The sequence below is a fragment of the Mesorhizobium sp. M1217 genome (genome assembly GCF_040318275.1).
GTDB lineage: Bacteria > Pseudomonadota > Alphaproteobacteria > Rhizobiales > Rhizobiaceae > Mesorhizobium.
Genome location: NZ_JAMYMA010000002.1, coordinates 273,738 through 297,080 on the forward strand (window position 1 = coordinate 273,738; position 23,343 = coordinate 297,080).

23 protein-coding genes and 1 pseudogene are annotated in these 23,343 nt (G+C 63.4%); 6 read left to right on the forward strand and 18 right to left on the reverse strand.

What is annotated here, in order from left to right; all coding sequences use genetic code 11:
• Window positions 1–122 precede the first annotated feature (122 nt).
• A complete protein-coding gene (locus NKH37_RS04070; RefSeq protein WP_245278615.1) occupies window positions 123–377 on the forward strand; it encodes a hypothetical protein in 255 nt (84 codons plus the stop codon).
• Between the two features lie 21 nt (window positions 378–398).
• On the opposite strand, the gene recQ is transcribed toward NKH37_RS04070, so the two are convergent.
• The 9 genes from recQ to uxaC all read right to left on the reverse strand — a co-directional run bounded on the left by recQ (window position 399) and on the right by uxaC (window position 9,736).
• Window positions 399–2,234 (reverse strand): DNA helicase RecQ, encoded by a 1,836-nt coding sequence (gene recQ, locus NKH37_RS04075; protein ID WP_353003942.1) that lies wholly within the window; start codon window positions 2,232–2,234, stop codon window positions 399–401.
• A gap of 362 nt (window positions 2,235–2,596) precedes the next feature.
• Complete coding sequence (locus tag NKH37_RS04080; RefSeq protein ID WP_353003943.1) at window positions 2,597–2,935, reverse strand: cupin domain-containing protein; 339 nt, start codon at window positions 2,933–2,935, stop codon at window positions 2,597–2,599.
• Window positions 2,936–2,959: 24 nt separating this feature from the next.
• Window positions 2,960–3,727 carry a 2-dehydro-3-deoxy-D-gluconate 5-dehydrogenase KduD gene (kduD, locus tag NKH37_RS04085; protein ID WP_352845254.1) on the reverse strand — a complete coding sequence of 256 codons (768 nt, stop codon included), beginning with the start codon at window positions 3,725–3,727 and terminating at the stop codon, window positions 2,960–2,962.
• Window positions 3,724–4,581, reverse strand: a complete 858-nt coding sequence (gene kduI, locus NKH37_RS04090) for a 5-dehydro-4-deoxy-D-glucuronate isomerase (protein ID WP_353003945.1) — start codon at window positions 4,579–4,581, stop codon at window positions 3,724–3,726. Before kduI ends, kduD begins: the two co-directional genes overlap by 4 nt.
• Before the next feature lie 28 nt (window positions 4,582–4,609).
• Window positions 4,610–5,386 (reverse strand): FadR/GntR family transcriptional regulator, encoded by a 777-nt coding sequence (locus NKH37_RS04095; protein ID WP_352480962.1) that lies wholly within the window; start codon window positions 5,384–5,386, stop codon window positions 4,610–4,612.
• Between the two features lie 9 nt (window positions 5,387–5,395).
• Window positions 5,396–6,676, reverse strand: a complete 1,281-nt coding sequence (locus tag NKH37_RS04100; protein ID WP_023719696.1) for a TRAP transporter large permease — start codon at window positions 6,674–6,676, stop codon at window positions 5,396–5,398.
• Window positions 6,677–6,680: 4 nt separating this feature from the next.
• Window positions 6,681–7,208, reverse strand: coding sequence for a TRAP transporter small permease (locus tag NKH37_RS04105; RefSeq protein WP_023719697.1), 528 nt, complete (start codon window positions 7,206–7,208; stop codon window positions 6,681–6,683).
• Window positions 7,209–7,311: 103 nt separating this feature from the next.
• Window positions 7,312–8,289, reverse strand: coding sequence for a TRAP transporter substrate-binding protein (locus tag NKH37_RS04110; protein WP_353003947.1), 978 nt, complete (start codon window positions 8,287–8,289; stop codon window positions 7,312–7,314).
• 37 nt (window positions 8,290–8,326) lie between these two features.
• A complete protein-coding gene (gene uxaC / locus NKH37_RS04115) occupies window positions 8,327–9,736 on the reverse strand; it encodes a glucuronate isomerase (protein WP_352856406.1) in 1,410 nt (469 codons plus the stop codon).
• Between the two features lie 175 nt (window positions 9,737–9,911).
• Here uxaC and NKH37_RS04120 point away from each other — a divergent pair, with 175 nt between their 5' ends.
• Both NKH37_RS04120 and uxuA read left to right on the forward strand, forming a co-directional pair.
• Window positions 9,912–11,414 (forward strand): mannitol dehydrogenase family protein, encoded by a 1,503-nt coding sequence (locus NKH37_RS04120; RefSeq protein WP_023719700.1) that lies wholly within the window; start codon window positions 9,912–9,914, stop codon window positions 11,412–11,414.
• Window positions 11,411–12,589, forward strand: coding sequence for a mannonate dehydratase (uxuA, locus tag NKH37_RS04125; protein WP_353003949.1), 1,179 nt, complete (start codon window positions 11,411–11,413; stop codon window positions 12,587–12,589). Before NKH37_RS04120 ends, uxuA begins: the two co-directional genes overlap by 4 nt.
• 1 nt (window position 12,590) lies before the next feature.
• On the opposite strand, the gene lepB (NKH37_RS34025) is transcribed toward uxuA, so the two are convergent.
• From lepB (NKH37_RS34025) to NKH37_RS04160, 8 genes and pseudogenes are all read right to left on the reverse strand, one after another.
• On the reverse strand, window positions 12,591–12,773 hold the full coding sequence (gene lepB / locus NKH37_RS34025) for a signal peptidase I (protein WP_502905989.1): 183 nt from the start codon (window positions 12,771–12,773) through the stop codon (window positions 12,591–12,593).
• Window positions 12,774–12,868: 95 nt separating this feature from the next.
• A pseudogene (gene lepB, locus NKH37_RS34030) lies at window positions 12,869–13,567 on the reverse strand (signal peptidase I); the annotation flags it as partial.
• Between the two features lie 89 nt (window positions 13,568–13,656).
• Window positions 13,657–14,064: a F0F1 ATP synthase subunit epsilon gene (locus tag NKH37_RS04135; protein ID WP_023719703.1), complete on the reverse strand. Its 408-nt coding sequence runs from the start codon at window positions 14,062–14,064 to the stop codon at window positions 13,657–13,659.
• A gap of 102 nt (window positions 14,065–14,166) precedes the next feature.
• Window positions 14,167–15,732 (reverse strand): F0F1 ATP synthase subunit beta, encoded by a 1,566-nt coding sequence (atpD, locus tag NKH37_RS04140; RefSeq protein WP_352494126.1) that lies wholly within the window; start codon window positions 15,730–15,732, stop codon window positions 14,167–14,169.
• Between the two features lie 67 nt (window positions 15,733–15,799).
• On the reverse strand, window positions 15,800–16,684 hold the full coding sequence (locus NKH37_RS04145; RefSeq protein ID WP_023719705.1) for a F0F1 ATP synthase subunit gamma: 885 nt from the start codon (window positions 16,682–16,684) through the stop codon (window positions 15,800–15,802).
• Window positions 16,685–16,712: 28 nt separating this feature from the next.
• Entirely contained in the window at window positions 16,713–18,242 is a 1,530-nt protein-coding gene (gene atpA, locus NKH37_RS04150) for a F0F1 ATP synthase subunit alpha (RefSeq protein WP_023719706.1), read from the reverse strand.
• Entirely contained in the window at window positions 18,242–18,802 is a 561-nt protein-coding gene (locus tag NKH37_RS04155) for a F0F1 ATP synthase subunit delta (protein WP_023719707.1), read from the reverse strand. The genes atpA and NKH37_RS04155 overlap by 1 nt, the downstream gene beginning before the upstream one ends.
• A 246-nt stretch (window positions 18,803–19,048) precedes the next feature.
• The gene (locus tag NKH37_RS04160; RefSeq protein ID WP_023719708.1) at window positions 19,049–19,444 is read right to left on the reverse strand and encodes an AGROH133_08824 family phage infection protein; all 396 of its coding nucleotides are present in this window, start codon (window positions 19,442–19,444) and stop codon (window positions 19,049–19,051) included.
• Window positions 19,445–19,659: 215 nt separating this feature from the next.
• Here NKH37_RS04160 and NKH37_RS04165 point away from each other — a divergent pair, with 215 nt between their 5' ends.
• Window positions 19,660–19,905, forward strand: a complete 246-nt coding sequence (locus NKH37_RS04165; RefSeq protein WP_353040810.1) for a type II toxin-antitoxin system Phd/YefM family antitoxin — start codon at window positions 19,660–19,662, stop codon at window positions 19,903–19,905.
• A complete protein-coding gene (locus NKH37_RS04170; protein WP_023719710.1) occupies window positions 19,902–20,357 on the forward strand; it encodes a type II toxin-antitoxin system VapC family toxin in 456 nt (151 codons plus the stop codon). The genes NKH37_RS04165 and NKH37_RS04170 overlap by 4 nt, the downstream gene beginning before the upstream one ends.
• 9 nt (window positions 20,358–20,366) lie before the next feature.
• Here NKH37_RS04170 and NKH37_RS04175 read toward each other — a convergent pair whose 3' ends face one another.
• A complete protein-coding gene (locus tag NKH37_RS04175) occupies window positions 20,367–22,550 on the reverse strand; it encodes a primosomal protein N' (protein ID WP_353003951.1) in 2,184 nt (727 codons plus the stop codon).
• A gap of 90 nt (window positions 22,551–22,640) precedes the next feature.
• Between NKH37_RS04175 and fsa the strand changes: the two genes are divergently transcribed.
• Complete coding sequence (gene fsa / locus NKH37_RS04180) at window positions 22,641–23,294, forward strand: fructose-6-phosphate aldolase (RefSeq protein WP_023719712.1); 654 nt, start codon at window positions 22,641–22,643, stop codon at window positions 23,292–23,294.
• The last annotated feature ends 49 nt before the right edge of the window (window positions 23,295–23,343 follow it).

The following is a 23,343-nucleotide window of genomic DNA, read 5'->3' on the forward strand; positions in this document are numbered from 1 at the left end:
GTCGAGCATCCTCCGATATTCGTCTGTCCGGCATCAACGTGCTTGATAAGAGAATGAAGCCGATCTCCATGGCCACGCCTGTGATATGCAGCCTGATGTTTGTCGGAAGTTGTGCATCGCCTTTGCCTGCATCCTTTGATGCTGCGAAATACGACAAGATGAGTTGCGTCGAGCTCAACGTGGCGATCGGCACGGTCGCTGACGAGATGTCGGCCACAGCCATCGCTCGCGGCAAAGTCGTCCACACCAACATTCCGGATTGGCTGTGGGGAGGGCAGCGTGTCGCCTCGACCGTCGCTGCCCGCCAGAGCGCGAAGATCGAGCGCTTGCGGCAGCAGGAGGCTGCGATTGCGGCGGCGAGACGAAGCAGGTGCTGATTGCGTCACTGAAGTGGGTCTTCAGCCCGCCACACCGGACTGATGCGCAGCGATCGCGCCGAGGAATATCTCGCCGAAATCCTTGAGCTTGGCGGCGCCGACGCCGTTGACCGCGGCGAAGGCGTCCAGATCACGCGGGCAGCGTTCGGCCATATCGATCAGCGTACGATCCGAAAAGATCACGAAGGCCGGCACTTGGCGTTCCCGGGCAAGACGCAGCCGTACCGCCTTGAGCGCGGCCAGCAGCGCCGAATCCAGACCTTCCGTGCCTGCTGCGGTATCCACAGGACGTATCTTGCCTCGCGATGACTGGCGCGCGTCCACGCGATACCGGAATGAAGCCTCGCCCCGGGCGAGTTCACGGCCTTTCTCGGCGACGGCGAGGCCGCCATGGCCGGCTGAGTCCAATGTCAGGAACCCTCCCGCGACGAGTTGGCGAAGCAGCGATAGCAAGAGACTCTTCTTATGCGCCACACCGGTGCCGAAGCTGGCAAGCCTGTGGTGGTTCCTGGCCAGGACCTTCTCGGTCTCATGGCCGAGCAGGACATCGACAACGTGGGCAGCGCCAAAGCGCTCGCCGGTCTGTGTGATCGCTGCCAGGATGATCCGCGCCTCGGCGTCGCCATCCGCATGCGGCGCCTGGTCGAGGCAGTTGTCGCAATTGCCGCAAGGCGAAGCACTTTCGCCGAAATAGCCAAGCAGGATCTGGCGGCGGCACTGCGCCGTCTCGCAATAGCCGATCAACGTATCGAGCCGGCCATGCGCGCGCCTCTTGTGCTCCGCCGGTGCGCCCTCGTCGTCGATGAAAAGCCGGCGCATACGGATGTCGCCGAGACCGAAGAGCATATGCGCCTCGGCCGCCCGCCCGTCGCGGCCCGCCCGCCCGATTTCCTGATAGTAGGCTTCCAAGCTGCCCGGCAGGTCGGTGTGGAAGACATAGGCGACGTCCGGCTTGTCGATCCCCATGCCGAAGGCGATGGTCGCCACCATCACCACCCCGGACAAGGTCATGAAAGCGTTTTGATTCGCTTCACGCGCGTCCTTGCTCATGCCGGCATGATAGGCGAGCGCGCGTACGCCGTTCCGCTCGAGGAACGCCGCCATCTCTTCGGTCTTTTTGCGCGACAGGCAATAGACGATCCCGCTTCGGCCGGCATGGCGCTGCACGAAATTCAGCAATTGGCGCTTGCTGTCCTGCTTGGGCTCGATGCTTAGCTTGATGTTCGGTCGGTCGAAGCCGAGCACCACGGTATCGACGCGCCCGTCGAACAGTTGCGCGGCAATGTCGGTGCGCGTCGTCTCGTCCGCAGTCGCCGTCAGCGCAATGATCGGCACATCGGGGAAGATGCCGCGCAGCCGCGACAATTCTTCGTATTCGCGCCGGAACGCCGGTCCCCATTGCGAGATGCAATGTGCCTCGTCGATGGCGATCAGCCGGACATCGAGCTTGGTCAACGCCTCGAGCATCCGCGGGGTCATCAGCCGCTCCGGCGCAAGATAGAGCAGCCGTGTCTGCCCTGCCGCGACGCGGCGCCATGCAGCGACATTGGCATCGCGGTCGAGCGAGGAATTGATCGTATCGGCCGCCACACCGGCAAGGCGCAATGCGGCGACCTGGTCCTGCATCAGCGCTACCAGCGGCGAAACGACAATGGTGAGCCCGCCCAGCACCAGCGCCGGGACCTGGTAGCAGAGCGATTTGCCCGCACCCGTCGGCATGACGGCCAGTACATGATGCCCGGCCAGCAGCGCCTCCATCACGGCCGCCTGGCCGAGACGAAAATCATCGAAGCCGAAGACATCCTTCAGGACGCGCCGCTTGGAATCCTCTGCCGGGATGCTCGCCGCAATCTGCATTACAGAACTTTCGGGGATACGACCTGCCGAAATTCCCCGGCGAATCGCCGGGTGATTGCCTGGACAGCAGATTCGAACATTTATCGACCCCTCTGGTCCCGTCCTCGGCACCGCCTGAAGCGAACTTCTCTCTCATTGGCCGATATCAAACCGTCGTTCCAGCCCCTATTCGCCTTGGCTGTGAATATCGCGCCGCCTCGGAGCGGTTAATCCTATCTTCACCATCATTCGGCAGGTTCAGGTTCTGCGGTGATGTTTTGAGTACCGCGGCGCCACAAGCGCCCAGGCAACACGCCCGCGTCTCTCCGGAGGCGCGGGTTTTTCGTTCCGAGAACTGACAGCCTGATCTTCGGGCCCGCAGCTCAGTCGAGGAAATCGGCGCGGGGCGGCGTAAAGTTGTCGACCAGTCGTCCCGCCTCCAGTGCCTTGACGCCATGGACCAGGTTGGAAGGAACGATGAAGCTGCTTCCGGTTTCCAAGATCTCGGTCCTGCCGTCGATGGTGACCTCGAAGCGGCCTTCGGCGACGTAGCTCGCCTGGACATGCGGATGCGAATGCAGCGCGCCGACGCCGCCCTTGTCGAAACCGAACTCGACCATCATCAGCTCGTCCGTGTGCAGGAGCACGCGCCGGCGGTTGCCATCCGGCGTCGGCGTCCACGCACCCTCGCCGGCATGCGAGAAGATCTTGGTTCCGGTCATCGCCAAACTCTCATCTTTTGTTGTTCATCGCGCCAGCCAGCCGCCATCCACCGGCACCACCGCGCCGTGCATATAGTTCGACGCCGGCGCCAGCAGGAAGACGGCTGCGTCGCCGATGTCTTCCGGCGCGCCCCAGCGCCCGGCCGGAATGCGCGCCAGGATCGAAGCGCTGCGGTCGGGATCGGCACGCAGCGCCTCGGTGTTGTTGGTCTCGATATAGCCTGGCGCAATGCCGTTGACGTTGATGCCCTTTGCCGCCCATTCGCAGGCGAGCAGTCGGGTGATGCCGAGCACGCCATGTTTGGAGGCGGTGTAGGAGGCGACACGGATGCCACCCTGAAAACTCAGCACCGAAGCGATGTTGACGATCTTGCCACGCCGTCCCGGGTCGGCAAGCACGCGCCTGGCAAAACTCTGGCTGAGGAAGAACACCGTCTTGAGGTTGACGCCGATGACGTCGTCCCAGTCGGCTTCGGTCAAGTCGACCGCATCGGCACGCCGGATGATGCCGGCATTGTTGACCAGGCCGTCGAGCGGCCCCGTATCGTCCCAGACGCGGTCAAGCATCGCCTGGGCGGCGGCATCATCGCCAAGGTCGCAGCGGACCGCCTCGAAGCGTCCGCCGGCCGCCGCAATCTTCTCCGCCGTCTCGTCCATCGCCGAGCGACCGACGCCGACGACCGCGCCGCCGGCACGCGCGATCGACACGGCGATGCCCTGGCCGATGCCGGTATTGGCGCCGGTGACGAGGATACGCTTGCCGGCAAGGCTGAAGGCCGCGAGGTCGCTCACTTGAGCTCCTCCATCGCCACCAGGTCGACATCGGTATAGTCGACATTGTCGCCGGCCATCGCCCAGATGAAGGCGTAGTTCGAGGTGCCGGCGCCCGAATGGATCGACCATCCCGGCGACAGCACCGCCTCCTCGTTGCGCACGACGAGATGACGCGTTTCGTCCGGTTCGCCCATGAAGTGAAACACCCGCGCCGTCTCCGGCAGGTCGAAATAGAGATAGGCCTCCATGCGCCGGTCATGCACATGGCATGGCATGGTGTTCCAGACCGAACCAGGGGCAAGCTGGGTCATGCCGACGACCAGCTGACAGGTCTTCACGCCATCGGCATGGATGAACTGAAAGATCGAGCGTTCGTTGGAGGTCGCCTGGCTGCCGAGATCAAGCCGCTTGGCATCGCCGATGCGGATCAGCCGGTTGGGATGGCTCTGATGCGCCGGCGCGCTGAGCAGGTAGAACTTAGCCGGCTCAGCCGGATTGGTCGCAGCGAACGATACCTCATCCGTGCCCATGCCGAGATAGAGCATGTCGCGCGCCTGCAGCTCGTAGGATTGACCGCCGGCTGTCACGACGCCTGCACCGGCGATGTTGACGATGATAATCTCACGGCGGTCGAGAAAATTCTTGGTCCCGGTTGGCTTGATCGCCCGCAGCGGCAGCGGCGCGCCGGCGGGCATGGCACCACCGACGATCATGCGGTCGTAGTGGGTGTAGGTCAGGCTGATACGGCCTGGCTGGAACAAGTCCTCGATCAGGAAATTGTGACGCAGTTCGTCCGTACCCATCGCCGCGGCAGAAACAGGATCGATGGCGAAGCGCGAGGTAAAATCCGTGTGATTGTCGGTGTGATTCATTGCTGTCCCATGGAGCTGCCTCAATTGCTTATTCAGTTGCCGCGGCCTTGACCGAGTCGGCATAAAACACCTGGCGCGCGTGCAGGCGCTCGCGATAGCGCTGCTGGCTGGCACCGAGATGCGCGCGCATCGCCTCCCGTGCCGCCTCGGCATCGCCTGCCGAGATGGCATTAAGGATCATCAGGTGTTCGCGCTGCAGGCCGCGCTGGTAGGCGTCGGACTGCGCGAATTCGGTCGACCAGGGCGAGGTCACATCGCAAGGGATGGCGCGCCGGCCGAGCACATCGAGCATCTCGACATAGAACGGATTGTTGGTGGCGCTGGCGATTGCGCGGTGGAAGGCGAGGTCGGCCGGTCCCGTCGGCTCGCTGTTGAGGAGCAGCCGTTCGAACTCGAAGAAGGCTTCCTGGATCGCCGCTTCCTGTGCGGCGTTACGGCGAAGGGCGGCGAGCCCGGCGGATTCGATCTCGATCGCCAACCTGACTTCGAGCACGTTGAGGGCAATTGAATCCTTGCTGCCCATCTCCGCTGCCAGAGCCCCGAACGCTGTCGAGATATGCTCGGTGACAAAGACGCCGGCGCCTTGGCGCGGCTCGACCAGGCCGTCCGCGGCAAGCTTGGCCAGCGCCTCGCGTATCACGGTGCGGCTGACCCCGAAGGTTTCAGTCAACTGGCCCTCGGTCGGCAGCTTTTGCCCAGGCTGGATCTCGCCCGCCTGCAACTGCTTGCGGATCGCCGCGACGACGGTTTCCGAAAGCTTCGGTCTTCGTTCGACGCGGAGCCCGACTGCGGTGTCCGATGCCATGTCGCAACCCTATTTGAAGACGCTCGGCAGCCATAGCGAAATGGCTGGAATGTAAGTGACGAGCGCCAGCACCACGAGGCCTGCGCCATAGAACGGCCAGATCGAGCGCATCGATTCCCAGACGGATATCTTGCCCACTGCGCACGCCACGAACTGCACTGCGCCCACCGGCGGCGTGTTCAGCCCGATGCCGAAATTGAGGATCATGATGACGCCGAAATGCACCGGATCGACGCCGTAGGCCTGCGCCACGGGCAGGAAGATCGGCGTGCAAATGATGATCGTCGGCCCCATGTCCATGAACGTGCCGAGGAACAGCATCAAGAGGTTGAGCAGCAGAAGCACGACCAGCGGATCGTCCGAGATCGCGTTCATGGAGGCTATCAGCGCTGCCGGTACTTTCAGGAAGGCCATCAGCCACGAGAATGCCGCCGCCATGCCGATGATAAGCAGCACCATGGCCGTGGTGCGCACGGCGCCATGGGTGGCATGAACGAACCCTTCCCAGGTCATCTGCCGGTAAACGAAGACAGTCACGAGCAGCGCATAGATGACGGCGATACAGGAACTCTCGGTGGCCGTGAAGACGCCCGATCGTACGCCGCCGAAGATGATCGCGATCAGCAGCAGGCCGGGCACCGCGACGGCGAAAAGATGCGCGACCGCGGTGAAGCCCGGAAACGGCTCGGTCGGATAGCCGCGGGAGCGCGCCACGAAATAAGCGGTGACCATCAGTGACAGGGCCAGCAGCAGGCCCGGGATGATGCCGGCCGTGAACAGATCGGCGATGGAGATCTTTCCGCCTGCCGAGATCGCGTAGATGATCATGTTGTGCGACGGCGGCAGCAGCAGCGCGATCAGCGCCGCCATCGACGTGACGTTGACGGCGTAGTCCGCTCCATATCCACGCGCCTTCATCTGCGGGATCATCAGGCCGCCCACCGCGGCTGCCTCCGCCACCGCGGAGCCCGAAATGCCGCCGAATAGTGTAGCGGTCGCGATGTTGACCTGCCCGAGGCCGCCGCGCAAATGGCCGACGAGCGAGCCGGCGAAGGCAACGATCTTGCTGGCGATGCCGCCGCGCACCATCAAGTCGCCGGCGTAGATGAAAAACGGAATGGCCAGCAGCGAAAAGACGCTCATGCCGGAATTCAGGCGCTGGAAGACGATCAGCGGCGGCAGGCCCATATAGAGGACGGTGGCCAGGCTTGCGACGCCGAGGCAGAAAGCGATCGGCGTGCCGATAAGCATCAGCAGGGTGAAGACGCCGAAGAGAATCCACAGTTCCATGGCGTCAGACCTTCACGTTGGCGGTGTCGAGTTCGGCTGCGACTTCGGCCGGCGGCAATTCATCGAGGGCATCGTCGATCGGCGCGCCGGAGAGGCGAAGCACGATGCGCTCCAGCGTGAAGAGCACGATGAGCGCGCCTCCCGCGACAAGCGGGACATAGTCCCAGCCCCCCGATATGCCGAGTGACGGCAAGACAGAGCCCCAGGTCAATGCGACCAGCTGGCTGCCATACCAGATCATGCCGATGCCGAAGGCGAGCGCGACGAGGTCCGAAATCATCCGCAGCCAGCGCTTGCCGCCTTTTGGCAGCACGTAGAGCAGGACGTCGAAGCCGAGATGATAGTTCTCGCGCACGCCGACGGCAGCGCCGAGGAAAATGAACCAGCTCATCAGCATCACCGAGCCCGGCTCGGTCCAGCTCGGCGAACGATTCAGAACATAGCGGCCGAACACTTGCCAGGCGACGAAGGCGGTCATCAGCACCAGCCCGATGCCGGCGATCGACAGCGCCGCCGTGCTGACGCGCGACATCACTTGCGCGACGCCGGACAGGAGCGGTCTTGGTTTTAGGCTGGAAGTCACCGGTTTTCTCCGCAAGAGGACGGCGGCGCGGGATGTCCGCGCCGCCGCTTGATCACTGCACGGCCTTGATGGCTTCGACCATGGCCTTCAGCTTGTCGTCCTTGACGTGCTTCTCGTAGACCGGGCCCATCGCGTCGATGAAGGGCTGCTTATCCGGCGTCGTGATCTGCGAACCGGCCGCCTCGACCTTGGCGCGCGATTCCTTGACCTTGGCGGTCCACAGCTCGCGCTGCTTGGCGACGCTCTCCTTGGCGGCCGCTTTGAAGATCGCCTGGTCTTCCGGCGTCAGCTTGTCCGAGCTCGACTTCGCCATGACGAAGGCTTCCGGCACCATCGTGTGCTCGTCGAGCGAATAGTATTTGGCGACTTCCGCGTGCTTGGCGGTGTCGTAGCTCGGAAAATTGTTCTCCGCACCGTCGATCACCCCGGTCTCGATCGCCGAATACACCTCGCCATACGGCATCGGCGTCGCGTTGGCGCCGAGTGCCGCCACCATATCGACGAAGATGTCGGACTGGATGACGCGGAACTTCATGCCGGCCATGTCGGCTACAGTGTTGATCGGCTTCTTCGAATTGTAGAAGGAGCGCGAGCCGCCATCGTAAAAGGCGAGCAGCACCAGCCCGACCTGGTCGAACGCCGCCGCGATCTGGTCGCCGATCGCCCCGTCCATGACCTTGTGCATATGGTCTTCCGAACGGAAGATGTAGGGCAGCGAGGGTACGGTGGTCTCCGGGATGAGCCCGTTGAACGGCGCCATCGAGACGCGGTTGAGATCGATCACGCCGGTGCGCACCTGCTCGATCGTGTCCTTTTCCTCGCCGAGTTGCGCGGAAGGATAGAGTTCGACCACATAGCGGCCGGCCGTGCGCTCTTTCACGAGCTCGCCGAAATATTTGACCGCCTCGACCGTCGGATAGCCGTCCGGGTGTGTGTCAGACGAGCGCAGGACCGTCTGGGCGCTTGCCGTTCCGGCCAGCAGTGCGGCGGCAAGTAGCGTAGCTCCCGCCCGTCTTGAAAAATGCAGCATTGGTTTCCTCCCGTTTGAACGATGGCGGCAAGCGCCGTTAGAGCCGGTACGCCTTTTTCGCGAGCGTATAGGCAAGTTCCTGCGCCAGCTCGTGCGCCTCGTCCTCGCCGAGCCGATGCTCGGCGACGAGACGCGCCAGATATGCGCAATCGACCCGGCGCGCGACATCATGGCGGGCCGGTATGGATGGAAAGGCGCGGGTGTCGTCGTTGAAACCGACGGTGTTGTAGAAACCGGCCGTTTCGGTGGTCATCTCGCGGAACCGGCGCATGCCTTCGGGGCTGTCGTGGAACCACCAGGCCGGCCCGAGCTTCAATGCCGGGTAGACACCGGCGAGCGGCGCCAGCTCGCGCGCATAGCTGGTCTCGTCGAGGGTGAACAGGATGATGGTGAGATCGCGCTCCAGCCCGACACAGTCGAGCAGCGGCTTCAACGCCGTCACATAATCGGTTCGAGTCGGGATATCGAAGCCTTTGTCCCTGCCGAACTTCTGAAAGACAGCCGGCGAATGATTGCGCCAGGAGCCGGGATGGATTTGCAGGACCAGCCCGTCGTCACGGCTCATCTTGGCCATCTCGGTCAGCATCTGGGCGCGAAACAGCTTTCGCTCGCGCTCGTCGTTCGAGCCCCGGCGGATGCGGTTGAACAGCTCCTCGGCGGCGGCATCCGAGAGATTGGCGGTTTCGGCCGTCGGATGGCCGTGATCGGAGGAAGTCGCGCCAAAGCTCTTGAAGAAGGCGCGCCGCTGGCGATGCGCATCGAGATAGCCGGCCCAATTGCCGGTGTCGCAGCCGGTGATCTCGCCAAGCCGGTCGAGATTGGCCGAAAAGCCTTCGAAGTCGGGATCGACGATCGCATCCGGCCGATAGGCGGTGACGACGCGGCCCTCCCAGCCGCTGTCGCGGATCATCTGGTGCCATCTGAGATCGTCGAGCGCGCCTTCGGTCGTCGCGATGACCTCAATGTTGAAGCGCTCGAACAGCGCTCGCGGGCGAAAATTCTCCCACTGCAGCAGCGTCGCGATCGTGTCGTAGTGGCGGTCGGCCGTCTTGGCATTCAGCGGCTCGTCGATACCAAACAGATGGGCGAGCACATGGTCGAACCACAGCCGGGTCGGCGTGCCGCGGAACAGGTAATAATGCTCGGCGAAGCGCCGCCAGATCGTTCTGCCGTCGGTTTCCACCGGCGAACCGTCAAGTGTCGGCACGCCAAGCTCCTCAAGCCGAACGCCCTGGCTGAACAGCATGCGGAAAATGTAGTGGTCCGGTACGATCAGCAACTGCGCCGGATCGGGAAACGCCTCGTTGAGCGCATACCAGCGCGGATCGGTGTGGCCGTGCGGGCTGACGATCGGCAGGTCCTTGACCGCGGCGTAGAGATCGCGGGCCAGCGAAAGCGGGCGCGCCTCGGCGGCAAACAGCAAGTCCGGATCCGTCAATGCGGCCACGTAAATCCTCCCAATCCGGACATCGGTAGGGTTGGAAAGAAATAATGTCAACATACAAAAAATGGGTTGTTGTATGATGACTTTTCGTCGGCCATTGCCCATTGTGCGTGACGGCAACGGGTGTTACGCCGCCTGCCAACAGTGACCCAGCAACCTCGATCAGACACGCCGCGCAATGACCAATAGACGCCTTTCCAACAGCACGCTGAAGGCACTGCCGGCTTCGGTCGCGGTTCCCCGCTACGACCGCGGCGCTATTGCGCCAGGCATCGTCCATCTCGGCGTCGGCGCGTTCCACCGCGCCCACCAGGCGGCCTATGTCGACGACTGTCTGGCGGCTGGAGAGACAGGCTGGGGCATTGTCGGCGTGTCCTTGCGCAGTCCAGACACGCGCGATGCACTGGCGCCGCAGGATGGCCTCTACACACTGGCGATCAGGAGCAGCGTCGAAGAAGAGCTGCGCGTCGTCGGTTCGATCCTGTCGCTGCTGGTGGCGCCGGAAGATCCGGCTGCGGTGCTCGCCGCTCTGACCGATCCGCTCACCCGTATCGTCACGCTGACGATCACCGAAAAGGCCTATCTGAGGGCAGCCGGCGGCGGACTGGACAATACCCACCCCGACATCGTCCATGATCTGGCTAACCCGCAAATGCCACGAACGGCGCATGGTTTCCTGACGGAGGCGCTGTCGCGCCGCCGTGCCACCGGCATCCAGCCTTTCACCGTGCTCTGCTGCGACAACCTTCCGGCCAATGGCGCCACGCTGCACCGCCTGCTGGTCGAATTCGCCGCACTGCGCGATGCCAGGCTCGCCACTTCAGGCGATGCCAGGCTCGCCGCACACATCGCCGACGGCGTCGCCTTTCCGTCGAGCATGGTCGACCGCATCGTGCCGGCGACCACCGATGCCGACCGGGCGCGTATCGCCGTCGAGCTCGGCGTCGAGGATGCCTGGCCGGTGATGACCGAGCCGTTCTGCCAATGGGTGGTCGAGGACGACTTTCCGGCGGGCAGGCCGGCCTGGGAAAAGTTCGGCGTCACCATGGTCGGCGACGTCGGGCCGTTCGAGGACATGAAGCTGCGGCTGCTCAACGGCTCGCATTCGGCAATCGCCTATCTCGGCCTGCTCAGCGGCTACGACACGGTCGACCGCGCCTTTGCCGATCCGGCGATCCGGCAATTCGTCGACGGCTTGTGGGCCGAGGCGATCCCGACGCTGCCGCCGGACGCCGGGCTCGATACGGCCGGCTACACGGCCCAGCTCGCCGAACGTTACTCGAACACGGCGCTGGCCCATCGCACGGCGCAGATCGCCAATGACGGCAGCCAGAAACTGCCACAGCGCATCGTCGCCTCGGCCGTCGAGCGGCTGAGTGCCGGTGATCCCCCAGCCCATCTGATGCTGGTGGTGGCCGCCTGGATCGCCGCTTGCGAGGCGCGCGGCAAGACCTTGCCCGAAGCCCATTTCACCGACCCGATCGACACTCGGCTTACGGCGCTCGGCAGCCGGCCGGCTGATGAAGCTGTGACAGCGATGTTCGATCTCGCCGGCTTCGCCAGGGACCATTCCCAGCGCATGACACTGATTGATCTGACGACAGCCCATCTCGAGCGCCTGCGGCGGGGCGGGCCTGCCGCTGCCTTGGCGGCGCTTGGCATAGGGAGTGAGAAGCCATGAGACAGACTTGGCGCTGGTTCGGGCCCAACGACCCGGTGACGCTTGCCCATGTCCGTCAGGCCGGCGCCGTCGGCATCGTCAGCGCGCTGCATCACCTCAATGACGGCCGCGCCTGGCCGGCGGACGAGATCGCCAGGCGCAAGGCAGAGATCCAGGCAGCAGGCCTGACCTGGGACGTGGTCGAGAGCATCGTCGTCCACGAGGACATCAAGACCCGCAGTGGCGACTGGCGCACCCTGATCGACAATTATAAGGCCTCGATCCGCGCCGTCGCTGCCGCCGGCATCAACACCATCTGCTATAATTTCATGGCGATCACCGACTGGACGCGCACCGACCTCGACTATCCGATGCCGCATGGCGGCACGGCGCTGCGCTTCGATGTCGTCGAGCTCTGCGCCTATGACGTCTTCATCCTCGAGCGAAAACGGGCGGAGGCCGATCACCCGCCGGCCCGTGTCGAGGCGGCGCGTGTGCGGCTGCAAGGCATGAGCGAAAGCGACAAGGCGAGACTGGAGCTCAACCTGATCGGCTGGGTGCCGGCGCGCGAATTCATCTTCGATCGAGCGAGCTTCCGCCGCGCCCTCGACCTCTACAAGGACGTCTCTACCGAAGGACTGCGCGAAAACCTGTTTGCCTTCCTGCGCGAGATCGTGCCGGTTGCCGAAGAGGCCGGCGTCAGGATGGCGATCCACCCCGACGATCCGCCTTTTTCGTTGTTCGGCCTGCCGCGCATCGTTTCCAAGGCAGCCGATGCCCGCGCGCTGCTCGACGCCGTCGCTTCGCCGGCTAACGGACTGACACTGTGTACCGGCTCCTACGGCGCGAGCGCGCAGAACGATCTGCCGGCAATGGCGAAGGCTTTCGCCGAGAACATCCATTTCGCCCATCTGCGCAATGTCACCAAGGAGCCCGACGGCTCCTTCCACGAAGCCGAGCACCTCGACGGCGACACCGACATGGTGGCGGTCGTGTCGGCGCTGATTGGCGAGGAGCGGCGGCGCAAGGCGGCAGGCAGGGCGGACTGGCAGATTCCGATGCGTCCGGACCATGGCCATGCCATTGTCGACGACATCGGCAAGAAGGTGAACCCCGGCTATTCCTGCATCGGCCGCCTGAAGGGCCTCGCCGAACTGCGCGGCGTCATGCGCGCCGTGGAAGCGCTGACGGTGTGAGCTATTTGCCTGACGGATCCAATACTTGCCGGGAAGAATAGTCGACGCCTTTAGAATTCCAGAACAGCCGCACGGCCTTGCCGACCAGATTTTCACTGGGAATAAACCCGACGCTGAATCGGCTGTCGGAGGAATTGTCCCGATTGTCGCCAAGTGCAAAATAGTGGCCTGCGGCACGATCCACGAGTTCGTGTTGTCCCCGATGGATGAATCTGTCAGGTTGAGAACGGTGTAGGACACGCCCTCTGGCAAAGTTTCACGTTGAAGTTTGACTGGATCGGGGAACTCTTCGGACGAAAAAGAGCCGATATCCTCGAGCCCCACCGCTACCTCGTTGATGTAAAGCATCCCGTCGATGATCTGGATCTTTTCGCCCGGAAAGCCGACGATCCGCTGGATGTAGTTCACGCTCGGATCGGGCGGGAACTTGAATGCCACCACATCTCCCCTTTTGGGTTCCGCGCCCAATAGGCGCCCGTCAAATGAGAGCACGTTGAAGGGCACGCTGTAGCGACTGTAGCCGTATGCGGATTTGGACACGAAGAGATAGTCGCCCTCCCGCAACGTCGGCGTCATGCTGCCAGACGAGATCGAAAACGATTGGAACACCAACGAGCGGATTACAAACGCAGCCACGATGGAGGCGTAAAACGCCAACACGAACACCGACACCCCTTGCGCATACCATTTGTCCGGCTTGAACCGATGCGCAAAGGGAACAACGAGCGTCGCCCACAGGATCATCAAGCCGATACCCGAAAAGTTGCCCGCCGCCGCAAGATCCATGCCCGGCACCACCGGAATTCCGATGTAGCAAAGCGCGATGCTGACAGCACTGATCACAAACAGGCTTATGACAGCCAGTTTGCCAGCGCCAATCCATAGAAATCCGCCAAACGGGCCGCCAAGGGCCGACACCAGGGCCGTCGACCATCTGGATCGCGAGACTGTTTCTTGTTGCACTGTTTGTTCTGTCATCGGCCCCCCACGCCAAGGCAGCCTGACTGTTCACCAAATAAAAAAGCGAGGCAAGCCTCGCTTTCTCGACGCCGAACTGATCCTTCGCGTTAAGCCGGCAGGATGGCGCCTTCAAGCGTGGTGAGCTGGTTAAGGAACTGCTCGGCCTTGCTGCGGGTCTGGTCGTCCTTGGCGTCGGCGGCGTCTTCCCTCGCCTCCTGGATGCGGCGGGCAAGCTCGGCGCGGTCGATGTCGCCGACGGCCACAGCCGATTCCGCCAGCAGCGTGCAGCCGGCCGGAACGATGTCGGCAAAGCCGCCGAACACCACGTAGCGTTCTTCCTTGCCGGAAGCGGTCTTCAACGTGACGACGCCCGGCTTGATCGTGGTCATGACCGGTGCGTGATGCGCCATCACGGTCATTTCGCCCTCGGCGCCTGGGATGACGACGGATTCGACCTGCTCGGAAACCAAGAGGCGCTCCGGCGAGACCAGTTCGAACTTGAAAGCTTCAGGCATGATCAATTTAGCGAATAGGGAATAGTAAGTAGCGAGTAGTGAAGAAACTCGTCCGGCTCATAGACCCCTATTCGCTACTCCCTATTCGCTATTCGCTTTGGCTTACGCCGCTTCAGCCGCCAGGCGCTGTGCCTTCTCGACCGCTTCCTCGATGCCGCCGACCATGTAGAAGGCGGCCTCCGGCAGGTGGTCGTAATCGCCGTTGCAAAGGCCCTTGAAGCCCTTGATGGTGTCGGCGAGGTCGACCAACTTGCCCGGCGCGCCGGTGAACACTTCGGCGACGAAGAAGGGCTGCGACAGGAAGCGCTCGATCTTGCGGGCGCGGGCAACCGTCTGCTTGTCCTCTTCCGACAGCTCGTCCATGCCCAGGATGGCGATGATGTCCTGCAGCGACTTGTAACGCTGAAGGATCGACTGCACCTGGCGCGCGACCTGGTAGTGCTCCTCGCCGACAACCATCGGGTCGAGCATGCGCGAAGTCGAATCGAGCGGATCGACCGCCGGATAGATGCCCTTTTCCGAAATCGCGCGGTTGAGCACGGTCGTCGCGTCGAGGTGGGCGAATGAAGTCGCCGGTGCCGGGTCGGTCAAATCGTCGGCCGGTACATAGATCGCCTGCACCGAGGTGATCGAACCCTTGGTCGTCGTGGTGATACGCTCCTGCAGCGCGCCCATGTCGGTGGCCAGCGTCGGCTGGTAGCCCACGGCCGAAGGAATGCGGCCGAGCAGCGCCGACACTTCCGAGCCCGCCTGCGTGAAGCGGAAGATGTTGTCGACGAAGAACAGCACGTCCTGGCCCTGGTCGCGGAAGTATTCGGCAACCGTCAGGCCGGTCAGGCCGACGCGCGCGCGCGCGCCCGGCGGCTCGTTCATCTGGCCATAGACGAGCGCGGCCTTGGAGCCTTCGCCGCCGCCCTTCTTGTTGACGCCGGACTCGATGAACTCGTGATAGAGGTCGTTGCCTTCGCGGGTGCGCTCGCCGACGCCGGCGAACACCGAGAAGCCGCCATGCGCCTTGGCGACGTTGTTGATCAGTTCCTGGATCAGCACCGTCTTGCCGACGCCGGCGCCGCCGAACAGGCCGATCTTGCCGCCGCGGGCATAGGGGGCCAGCAGGTCGAGCACCTTGATGCCGGTGACCAGGATCTGCGCTTCCGTCGACTGCTCGACATAGGTCGGCGCCGGCTGGTGGATCGAGCGCATCTCGATGCCGTCGACCGGGCCTGCCTCGTCGACCGGCTCGCCGATGACGTTGATGATGCGACCGAGCATGCCAGGGCCGACCGGCACGGTGATCGGCGCGCCGGTGTCATAGACGTCCTGGCCGCGAACCAGACCTTCGGTGGAGTCCATGGCGATGCAGCGTACGGTGTTTTCGCCGAGATGCTGGGCCACTTCGAGCACCAGGCGATTGCCGACATTGATCGTCTCAATCGCGTTCAGGATCGCCGGCAGATGTTCGCCGAACTGCACGTCGACAACAGCGCCGATGACCTGGCGAACCTTGCCCGCCAAGCCGGTTTTCTTGATGGTAGCGGCCGGCGTATTCACGGCGGCGGCCTTGGTTGCTGCCGCCTTCTTGGCCGGAGCGGCCTTTGCTGCCGCCGGAGCCTTTGCTGGTGCCGCGGCCTTAGGGGCTGCCGTCTTCGGGGTCGCTGCTTTCGCCATCGTCTTTACCCTTTTCGTCTCTTTGTTTCTCACACGCTTGAGGTCGATGACCTCCTTGGGAGCGTGCCTAGAGCGCCTCGGCGCCCGAAATGATTTCGATCAATTCCTTGGTGATCTGCGCCTGCCGCTGGCGGTTGTAGGTGATCGACAATTTGTTGATCATGTCGCCGGCATTGCGCGTCGCATTGTCCATGGCGCTCATCTTGGCGCCCATCTCGCCGGCCGCATTCTCGAGCAGCGCGCGGAAGACCTGCACGGAGATGTTGCGCGGGATGAGATCGGAGAGGATTTCGCCCGGCTCCGGCTCGTATTCGTAGACAGCGCTGCCACCATCCTTCGCTTCAGCAGCATCCGAAACCACGCCCGCCGGGATAATTTGCTGCGCTGTCGGGATCTGGCTGATCACCGACTTGAACTGCGAATAGAACAGCGTGCAGATGTCGAAGCCGCCTTCGTTGAACAGGTGGATCACCTTCTTGGCGATGGCATCGGCATTGACGAAGCCCAGCGTCTTGACCTCGCGCAGATCGACACGCTCGATGATCAGCGCCCCGTAGTCGCGGCGCAATATGTCGAACCCCTTCTTGCCGACGCAGATGATCTTGACCTGCTTGCCGTCGGCCAGAAGCTTGCGGATGTGGTCGCGGGCAAAGCGGGCGATCTGCGAATTGAAGCCACCGCACAGGCCGCGTTCGGCCGTGCAGACGACAAGCAGATGCACGTCGTCCTTGCCGGTGCCGGTCATCAGCGCCGGGGCATCGCCGCCACCGCCGATCGCCTGGGTGATGTTGGCCAGCACCGCGCCCATGCGCTCCGAATAGGGACGCGCCGCTTCAGCCGCTTCCTGCGCGCGGCGCAGTTTCGCCGCGGCGACCATCTGCATCGCCTTGGTGATCTTCTGCGTCGCCTTGACCGAGGCGATACGGTTACGAAGGTCTTTTAACGAAGGCATGCTTCAAACCTGATCCCGTCCGGCCCAGTCAAGCAAAGGTCTTGGCGAAGGCGTCGATCTCTGCCTTCAGCCTGGCGCGCAGATCGTCGGACAGCGCCTTCTCCTTGCGGATGCCGTCGAGCACGTCCTTGCCGGCCGAGCGCATGTGCGACAACAGCCCCTGCTCGAACTTGCCGACCTGGTTGATCGCCAGCTTGTCGAGATAGCCGTTGACGCCGGCGAAGATCACCGCGACCTGCTCCTCGACCTTGAGCGGCGAGAATTGCGGCTGCTTCAAAAGCTCGGTCAGGCGCGAGCCGCGATTGAGCAGGCGCTGCGTGGCGGCGTCGAGATCGGAGCCGAACTGCGCGAAAGCAGCCATTTCGCGGTACTGCGCGAGCTCGCCCTTGATCGACCCGGCAACCTGCTTCATCGCCTTGATCTGCGCCGAAGAGCCGACGCGCGACACCGACAGACCGACATTGACCGCAGGACGGACGCCCTGGAAGAACAGATTGGTTTCCAGGAAGATCTGGCCGTCGGTGATCGAGATGACGTTGGTCGGGATATAGGCCGACACGTCGTTGGCCTGCGTCTCGATGATCGGCAGCGCCGTCAGCGACCCGCCGCCATTGTCGTCGTTGAGCTTGGCGGCGCGCTCGAGCAGGCGCGAGTGCAGGTAGAAAACGTCGCCCGGATAGGCCTCGCGGCCCGGAGGACGGCGCAGCAGCAGCGACATCTGGCGATAGGCGACGGCCTGCTTCGACAGATCGTCATAGCTGATCAGCGCGTGCATGCCGTTGTCGCGGAAATATTCGCCCATGGTGCAGGCGGTGAACGGCGCCAGGAACTGCATCGGCGCCGGATCAGACGCGGTCGCAGCGATGATGATCGAATAGTCGAGCGCGCCGCGCTCTTCCAGCACCTTGACGAACTGCGCCACGGTCGAGCGCTTCTGGCCGACGGCGACATAGACGCAGTACAGCTTTTCCTTCTCCGGGCCGTTGTCGTGCACCGATTTCTGGTTGAGCATGGTGTCGAGGATGATCGCGGTCTTGCCGGTCTGGCGGTCGCCGATGACCAGCTCGCGCTGGCCGCGGCCGACCGGGATCAGCGCGTCGATGGCCTTGAGGCCGGTCGACATCGGCTCGTTCACCGATTTGCGCGGGATGATGCCGGGCGCCTTGACGTCGACGCGCTTGCGTTCGGTGGCCTGGATCGGGCCCTTGCCGTCGATCGGGTTGCCGAGCGCATCGACGACGCGGCCGAGCAGGCCCATGCCGACAGGCGCGTCGACGATGGCGCCGGTGCGCTTGACGGTATCGCCTTCCTTGATGTCACGGTCGGCGCCGAAGATAACGACGCCGACATTGTCGGCTTCGAGGTTGAGCGCCATGCCGCGGATGCCGCCGGGGAACTCGACCATCTCGCCGGCCTGGACATTGTCGAGGCCATAGACGCGGGCGATGCCGTCACCGACGGACAGCACCTGGCCGACTTCGGAGACCTCGGCCTCCTTGCCGAAATTCTTGATCTGGTCTTTCAGAATTGCGGAAATTTCCGCGGCGCGGATGTCCATCAGCCGACCTCTTTCAGTGCAAGCTTGAGCGAATTGAGTTTGGTTTTGAGCGACGTATCGATCTGGCGCGAGCCGATCCTGACCACCAGCCCGCCGAGCAGCGACGGATCGACGGTGACGGTGATCGCCACATCCTTGCCGGCGACGCTTTTCAGCGCCGCTTTCAGCTCGGTTTCCTGGGCAGGCGTCAGCGCATGCGCCGAGGTGACCTCGGCGGCGGTCTCGCCGCGGTGTTCGGCGGCGATCTGGCGGAACGCCTTGATCATTCCTGGCACGGCGAAAAGCCGGCGGTTCTGGGCAACGACGCGCAGGAAATTGCCAGTGAGGCCCGTGATCCCCGCTCTGTCGGCGATCGCGGCGATCGCCTTGGCCTGGTCTTCGCTGGAGAAAACCGGGCTCCTGATCAGCCGCGAAAGGTCAGCGCTGCCTTCGAGCATCGCTTCGAAACTGTTGAGGTCGGTCTCGACGCTGGCCACCGAATTGGCCTGCAGCGCGAGTTCGAACAGCGAACCCGCATAGCGTTCTGCGACACCTGAGATTGGCGATGACGATTGGGCCACGGACCGTCTTTTCTCTTGTCTGACAGGCCGCAGATTGTTGGCGCGAGCAAAAACTCTGGCTAAATCTTTGACCTTACTGCATTTTTCCAAGCACGGAGGCGCGGCTTCCGCTATCCCCGGTCGAAAGTCGATTGCCGTCTAGCACAGGCATTTTCAGACCGCAATGCGTCGTCCGGCATGGTTTTCAGGCACTATTGTCGCATCCGCTCGCCGAGTTCAGCAACCAACCCCGGATTGCTCTGTGATTCAAGGCAAAAAGCCGAAGGCGAACGCAAGCGGCAGCGCCGCCAGCACCAGCTCGACGACGATGGATGCCCAGTTGAACGGCGTATTGGCGCCGTCCGACATCATCGACAGCAGCCGGCCGAAGGCGGTGAATAGCCAGGAGAAGCCGAGCGCCATGTAGAGCAGCGGCTGCGCCAAGAGGATGCAGCACAGGCTGACGCCGAGATAGAAGCCCGACATCCGGCCGCGCCCCTCGGCGATCGCCGCTGCCTTCTCCGGTCTGACCTGCAGCCGCAGGATGCGGAACGCCAGCTGTGGAGCCAGGAATAGCAACAGGCCGAGCAATAGAGTCGCGACCGCGCTCGACCATGCCAGCCACTCGCCCTGGCTCATCGGCCATGGAAACGCAAATTCCATCCTTGTCCCCTCGTAAATGGATATTCAAAATTTCGGGCATTCTAGCGAAGCAACTGACATGCGCCAGATGGGCCGTCGGCAATTTGCAGGGCGCGTCAGCTCAACGCGAGCGCGACCGTTGTCTCGACCGGGCTAACAGGACGTTAAACAATGGGCTGTTTTTTTCTGCACAATTCCTATATTGTGACTACATGAGACCACAAGGGGTTCCGCGCATGAAGACGATGCAACTGCGAGAGGCAAAGGCCAGCCTTTCCGCGCTCGTGGAGGCCGCTGAGAACGGTGAGCCCACGGTTATCACCAAGCACGGCAAGCCCGCAGTCATGGTGGTGCCAATCGGTGAGGGACGGAAACTTTATCCGCAGAACAGCCAAAAAGACTTCGTGGATTTCCTGCTTCGGTATCCAGGCGGCATCGAGCTTGAGCGAAACGAATCGCCGTCGTGGGAAGTGGAGTTTTGACCGGCTATCTGCTTGATACGTCTTTTCTCTCGGCATTTGCACCTGGTCGGCCTCTGCTTCCGTCACACGTGCAGAACTGGGTTGCTGTACAAGGAGAACGCGGCTCTTGGCAGCTCTCGTCGATCGTCATCTTGGAGGTGGAACGAGGAATCGCGAAACTGAAGCGGGCGGGCGGGCATATGAAGGCGGAGCGCATCAATGAGTGGTTCGAAAGGTTGCTTCTAGAGTTCAACCAGCGCATCCTTCCCATCGATTTAGCAATCGCGCGAGAAGCCGGAAAACTGGAAGACGCCACTATCGCCAGAGGCGCCAATCCGGGACTGGCGGACATTCTGATCGCAGCTACCGCCCGTTTGCACGGCCTGTCAGTTTTGACGGCCAACACCCGGCATTTTGCGATTCTCGACGTGCCTTACCTGAACCCATTCACCGAACGCGTCTCGAAAGGGTAATTCGACACCTTACAAAAAGCTTTGCGGGTCGATATCGACCTGGACCCGCACCGAGGCCCTTATCTTCGGTCCCTCGGCCAGCATGGTGCGGATGAACCCTTGCATGTCGGCGCGCCGCTCGCCCTGGATCAGTAGGCGAAAGCGATGGCGGCCGCCGATCAATGACAGCGGCGCCTCGGCCGGGCCGAGCACGAACAGCTCGGTGGCTTGCGGCGCGGCACGGCGCAGGCCGCGGGCGTGCCCTTCGGCTTCCGCCCGGGTCGCCGCGCTGACGATGACGCCGGCGAGCCGGCCGAAGGGCGGCAGCCCCGCCCGCTCGCGTTCGGCGATCTCGCGCTCGTAGAAGGCCTCGGCATCGCCGGAGACGATCGCCCGCATCACCGGGTGGTCGGGCTGGAAGGTCTGCAGCAGTCCAAGGCTCTTCTTGCCGGTGCGGCCGGCGCGGCCGGTCACCTGGCTGAGCAGTTGGAAGGTGCGCTCGGCGGCGCGCGGGTCGCCATTGGCCAGGCCGAGATCGGCATCGACGACACCGACGAGCGTCATGTTGGGGAAATTGTGGCCCTTGGCGACGAGTTGCGTGCCGATGACGATGTCGGCCTCGCCATTGGCTATGGCTTCGAGCTCGAGCCGCAGCCGCCGCACGCCGCCCATCAGGTCGGACGACAGTACGATGGTGCGGGCATCAGGGAAATGCGCGACGACCTCCTCGGCGATGCGCTCTACGCCCGGCCCGCAGGCGACCAGATGATCGAGCGTGCCACATTCCGGGCAGGCCTCGGGCCGGCGTTCATTGTGCCCGCAATGGTGGCAGACGAGCTGACCGCGAAAGCGGTGCTCGACCAGCCAGGCCGAGCAGACCGGACAGCCGAAGCGGTGGCCACAGACCCGGCAGAGCGTCAGCGGCGCATAGCCGCGCCGGTTGAGAAACAGCAGCGACTGTTCCTTTCTTTCCAGCGTCTGCCGTATATGGCCGAGCAGTACAGGCGACAGGAAGCCGCCGCGTGCAGGCGGCGCACGGCGCATGTCGATCGTCTTGAGATCGGGAAGTGCCGCCTCGGCAAAGCGCGCCGAAAGCACCGCCCTGCTGTAGCGGCCCTGGCTGGCATTGACCCGGCTTTCGACCGACGGTGTCGCCGAGGCGAGCACGACCGGAAACCCGCCGATATGGCCGCGCACCACGGCCATGTCGCGCGCGTTGTAAAAGACGCGATCCTCCTGCTTGTAGGCGGGGTCGTGCTCTTCGTCGACGACAATCAGCCCAAGCTCCCTGAACGGCAGGAACAGCGCCGAGCGCGCGCCTGCGACCACGCGCACGCCGCCTTCCGCCACCTGCCGCCAGACCTTTTCGCGCATTCTTGGCGGCAGGTCCGAGTGCCACTCCGCCGGCTTGGCGCCGAACCGCTCCTGAAAGCGTTCGAGGAAGGCGTGGGTCAGCGCGATTTCCGGCAGCAGGATCAACACTTGCGTGCCGCGATCGAGCGCGGCCGCAACCGCCTCGAAATAGACCTCCGTCTTGCCGGATCCGGTTACACCGTCGAGCAGGGTGACGCCGAATATGCCGGCCGCGACATTGGCGCGCAGCATCTCGGCGGCATCGCTCTGGTCGGGCATCAGTGCCGGCGCGGCGTAGCCGGGATCGGGTGCTGCGACCACCGGCCGCGGCGGGATCATCACCGTCTCGAATACCCCCTGCGCCCTCAGCCCGTCCACCACCGTCGACGACACGCCTGCCGCATGCGCCAGGCCCGACCGCGTCCAGGCGAGCCCACCTTCGGCCGTTTCCAGCACGCGCGTCCTCGCCTCCGTCATCCGGTCGGGCTTGGCGAAGGTGCGCTGCAGCCCTTCGATCCACGGCTCCGGATCGAACGCCTCCGGCGCCCTGAGCAGCATGCGCGCCACCATGCCGGGCGGCGACAGCGTGTACTGCGCCACCCAATCGACAAAACGCCGCATCGCGCGGTCGATCGGCGGGCAGTCGAAAACCTGCTCGATCGGCCGCAATTTCTTCGCGTCGACCTTTTCGACGGCGCCGTCCCAGACGATGCCGGCGACCTGGCGGGGCCCAAGCGGAACGCGCACGATCGAGCCCGGCACCACGCGCATGCCAGCCGGCACAGCATAGGTGTAGGGGCGCTCAGCAGGCACTGGGACCAGCACCGGTGCGGCCGCGACAAAGGGCGAATCTTCGATCATGAGGCGTGACCTTGCCCCGACTTTGGTCTAGATCAAAGTCCGACCCCGAATGTGCATGACCTGCACATGAAAAATCTTCAGGAGATCGCCATGAAATTTTTTGTCGACACCGCCGATGTCAAGGAAATCCGTGAGCTGAACGATTTGGGGCTGCTCGACGGCGTAACCACCAATCCGTCGCTGATCCTGAAATCGGGCGGCAAGATCGCCGACGTCACCAGAGAGATCTGCGAGATCGTCAAGGGACCGGTCTCAGCCGAAGTCGTTGCCACCGAGTACAAGGATATGATGGCGGAGGCCAAGATCCTGGCCAGGATCGCCGACAATGTCTGCATCAAGGTGCCGCTGACGCTCGACGGCCTGAGAGCCTGCAAGGACATCCGGTCGGACGGCCGCATGGTCAACGTCACGCTGTGCTTCTCGGCCACCCAGGCGCTGCTCGCCGCCAAGGCCGGCGCCTCCTTCATCTCGCCCTTCGTCGGCCGCATCGACGACAGCGGTTGGGACGGCATGGAACTGATTGCCGATATCCGCACCATCTACGACAATTATGATTTCCAGACCGAAATCCTGACCGCTTCTGTGCGCACGGTGAACCATGTCAAACAGGCGGCACTGATCGGCGCCGACGTCATCACCGCCCCGCCGGCGACGCTCAAGGCGCTGGTCAAGCACCCGCTGACCGACAAGGGCCTGGAGCAGTTCCTCGCCGACTGGGCAAAGACCGGCCAGAAGATCGGCTGAAGCGAAATATCCTACGTCGAACAAAAAAGGCCGAGCAATCGGCCTTTTG

What these genes read in the sequence shown, in the direction of transcription:
- recQ (WP_353003942.1), bottom strand. Translation starts at nt 2,234, where the DNA reads ATGCAGATTGCGGCGAGCATCCCGGCAGAGGATTCCAAGCGGCGCGTC.
- NKH37_RS04080 (WP_353003943.1), bottom strand. Translation starts at nt 2,935, where the DNA reads ATGACCGGAACCAAGATCTTCTCGCATGCCGGCGAGGGTGCGTGGACG.
- kduI (WP_353003945.1), bottom strand. Translation starts at nt 4,581, where the DNA reads ATGAATCACACCGACAATCACACGGATTTTACCTCGCGCTTCGCCATC.
- NKH37_RS04095 (WP_352480962.1), bottom strand. Translation starts at nt 5,386, where the DNA reads ATGGCATCGGACACCGCAGTCGGGCTCCGCGTCGAACGAAGACCGAAG.
- NKH37_RS04100 (WP_023719696.1), bottom strand. Translation starts at nt 6,676, where the DNA reads ATGGAACTGTGGATTCTCTTCGGCGTCTTCACCCTGCTGATGCTTATC.
- NKH37_RS04105 (WP_023719697.1), bottom strand. Translation starts at nt 7,208, where the DNA reads ATGTCGCGCGTCAGCACGGCGGCGCTGTCGATCGCCGGCATCGGGCTG.
- NKH37_RS04110 (WP_353003947.1), bottom strand. Translation starts at nt 8,289, where the DNA reads ATGCTGCATTTTTCAAGACGGGCGGGAGCTACGCTACTTGCCGCCGCA.
- NKH37_RS04120 (WP_023719700.1), top strand. Translation starts at nt 9,912, where the DNA reads ATGACCAATAGACGCCTTTCCAACAGCACGCTGAAGGCACTGCCGGCT.
- uxuA (WP_353003949.1), top strand. Translation starts at nt 11,411, where the DNA reads ATGAGACAGACTTGGCGCTGGTTCGGGCCCAACGACCCGGTGACGCTT.
- NKH37_RS04135 (WP_023719703.1), bottom strand. Translation starts at nt 14,064, where the DNA reads ATGCCTGAAGCTTTCAAGTTCGAACTGGTCTCGCCGGAGCGCCTCTTG.
- atpD (WP_352494126.1), bottom strand. Translation starts at nt 15,732, where the DNA reads ATGGCGAAAGCAGCGACCCCGAAGACGGCAGCCCCTAAGGCCGCGGCA.
- NKH37_RS04145 (WP_023719705.1), bottom strand. Translation starts at nt 16,684, where the DNA reads ATGCCTTCGTTAAAAGACCTTCGTAACCGTATCGCCTCGGTCAAGGCG.
- atpA (WP_023719706.1), bottom strand. Translation starts at nt 18,242, where the DNA reads ATGGACATCCGCGCCGCGGAAATTTCCGCAATTCTGAAAGACCAGATC.
- NKH37_RS04160 (WP_023719708.1), bottom strand. Translation starts at nt 19,444, where the DNA reads ATGGAATTTGCGTTTCCATGGCCGATGAGCCAGGGCGAGTGGCTGGCA.
- NKH37_RS04165 (WP_353040810.1), top strand. Translation starts at nt 19,660, where the DNA reads ATGAAGACGATGCAACTGCGAGAGGCAAAGGCCAGCCTTTCCGCGCTC.
- NKH37_RS04175 (WP_353003951.1), bottom strand. Translation starts at nt 22,550, where the DNA reads ATGATCGAAGATTCGCCCTTTGTCGCGGCCGCACCGGTGCTGGTCCCA.
- fsa (WP_023719712.1), top strand. Translation starts at nt 22,641, where the DNA reads ATGAAATTTTTTGTCGACACCGCCGATGTCAAGGAAATCCGTGAGCTG.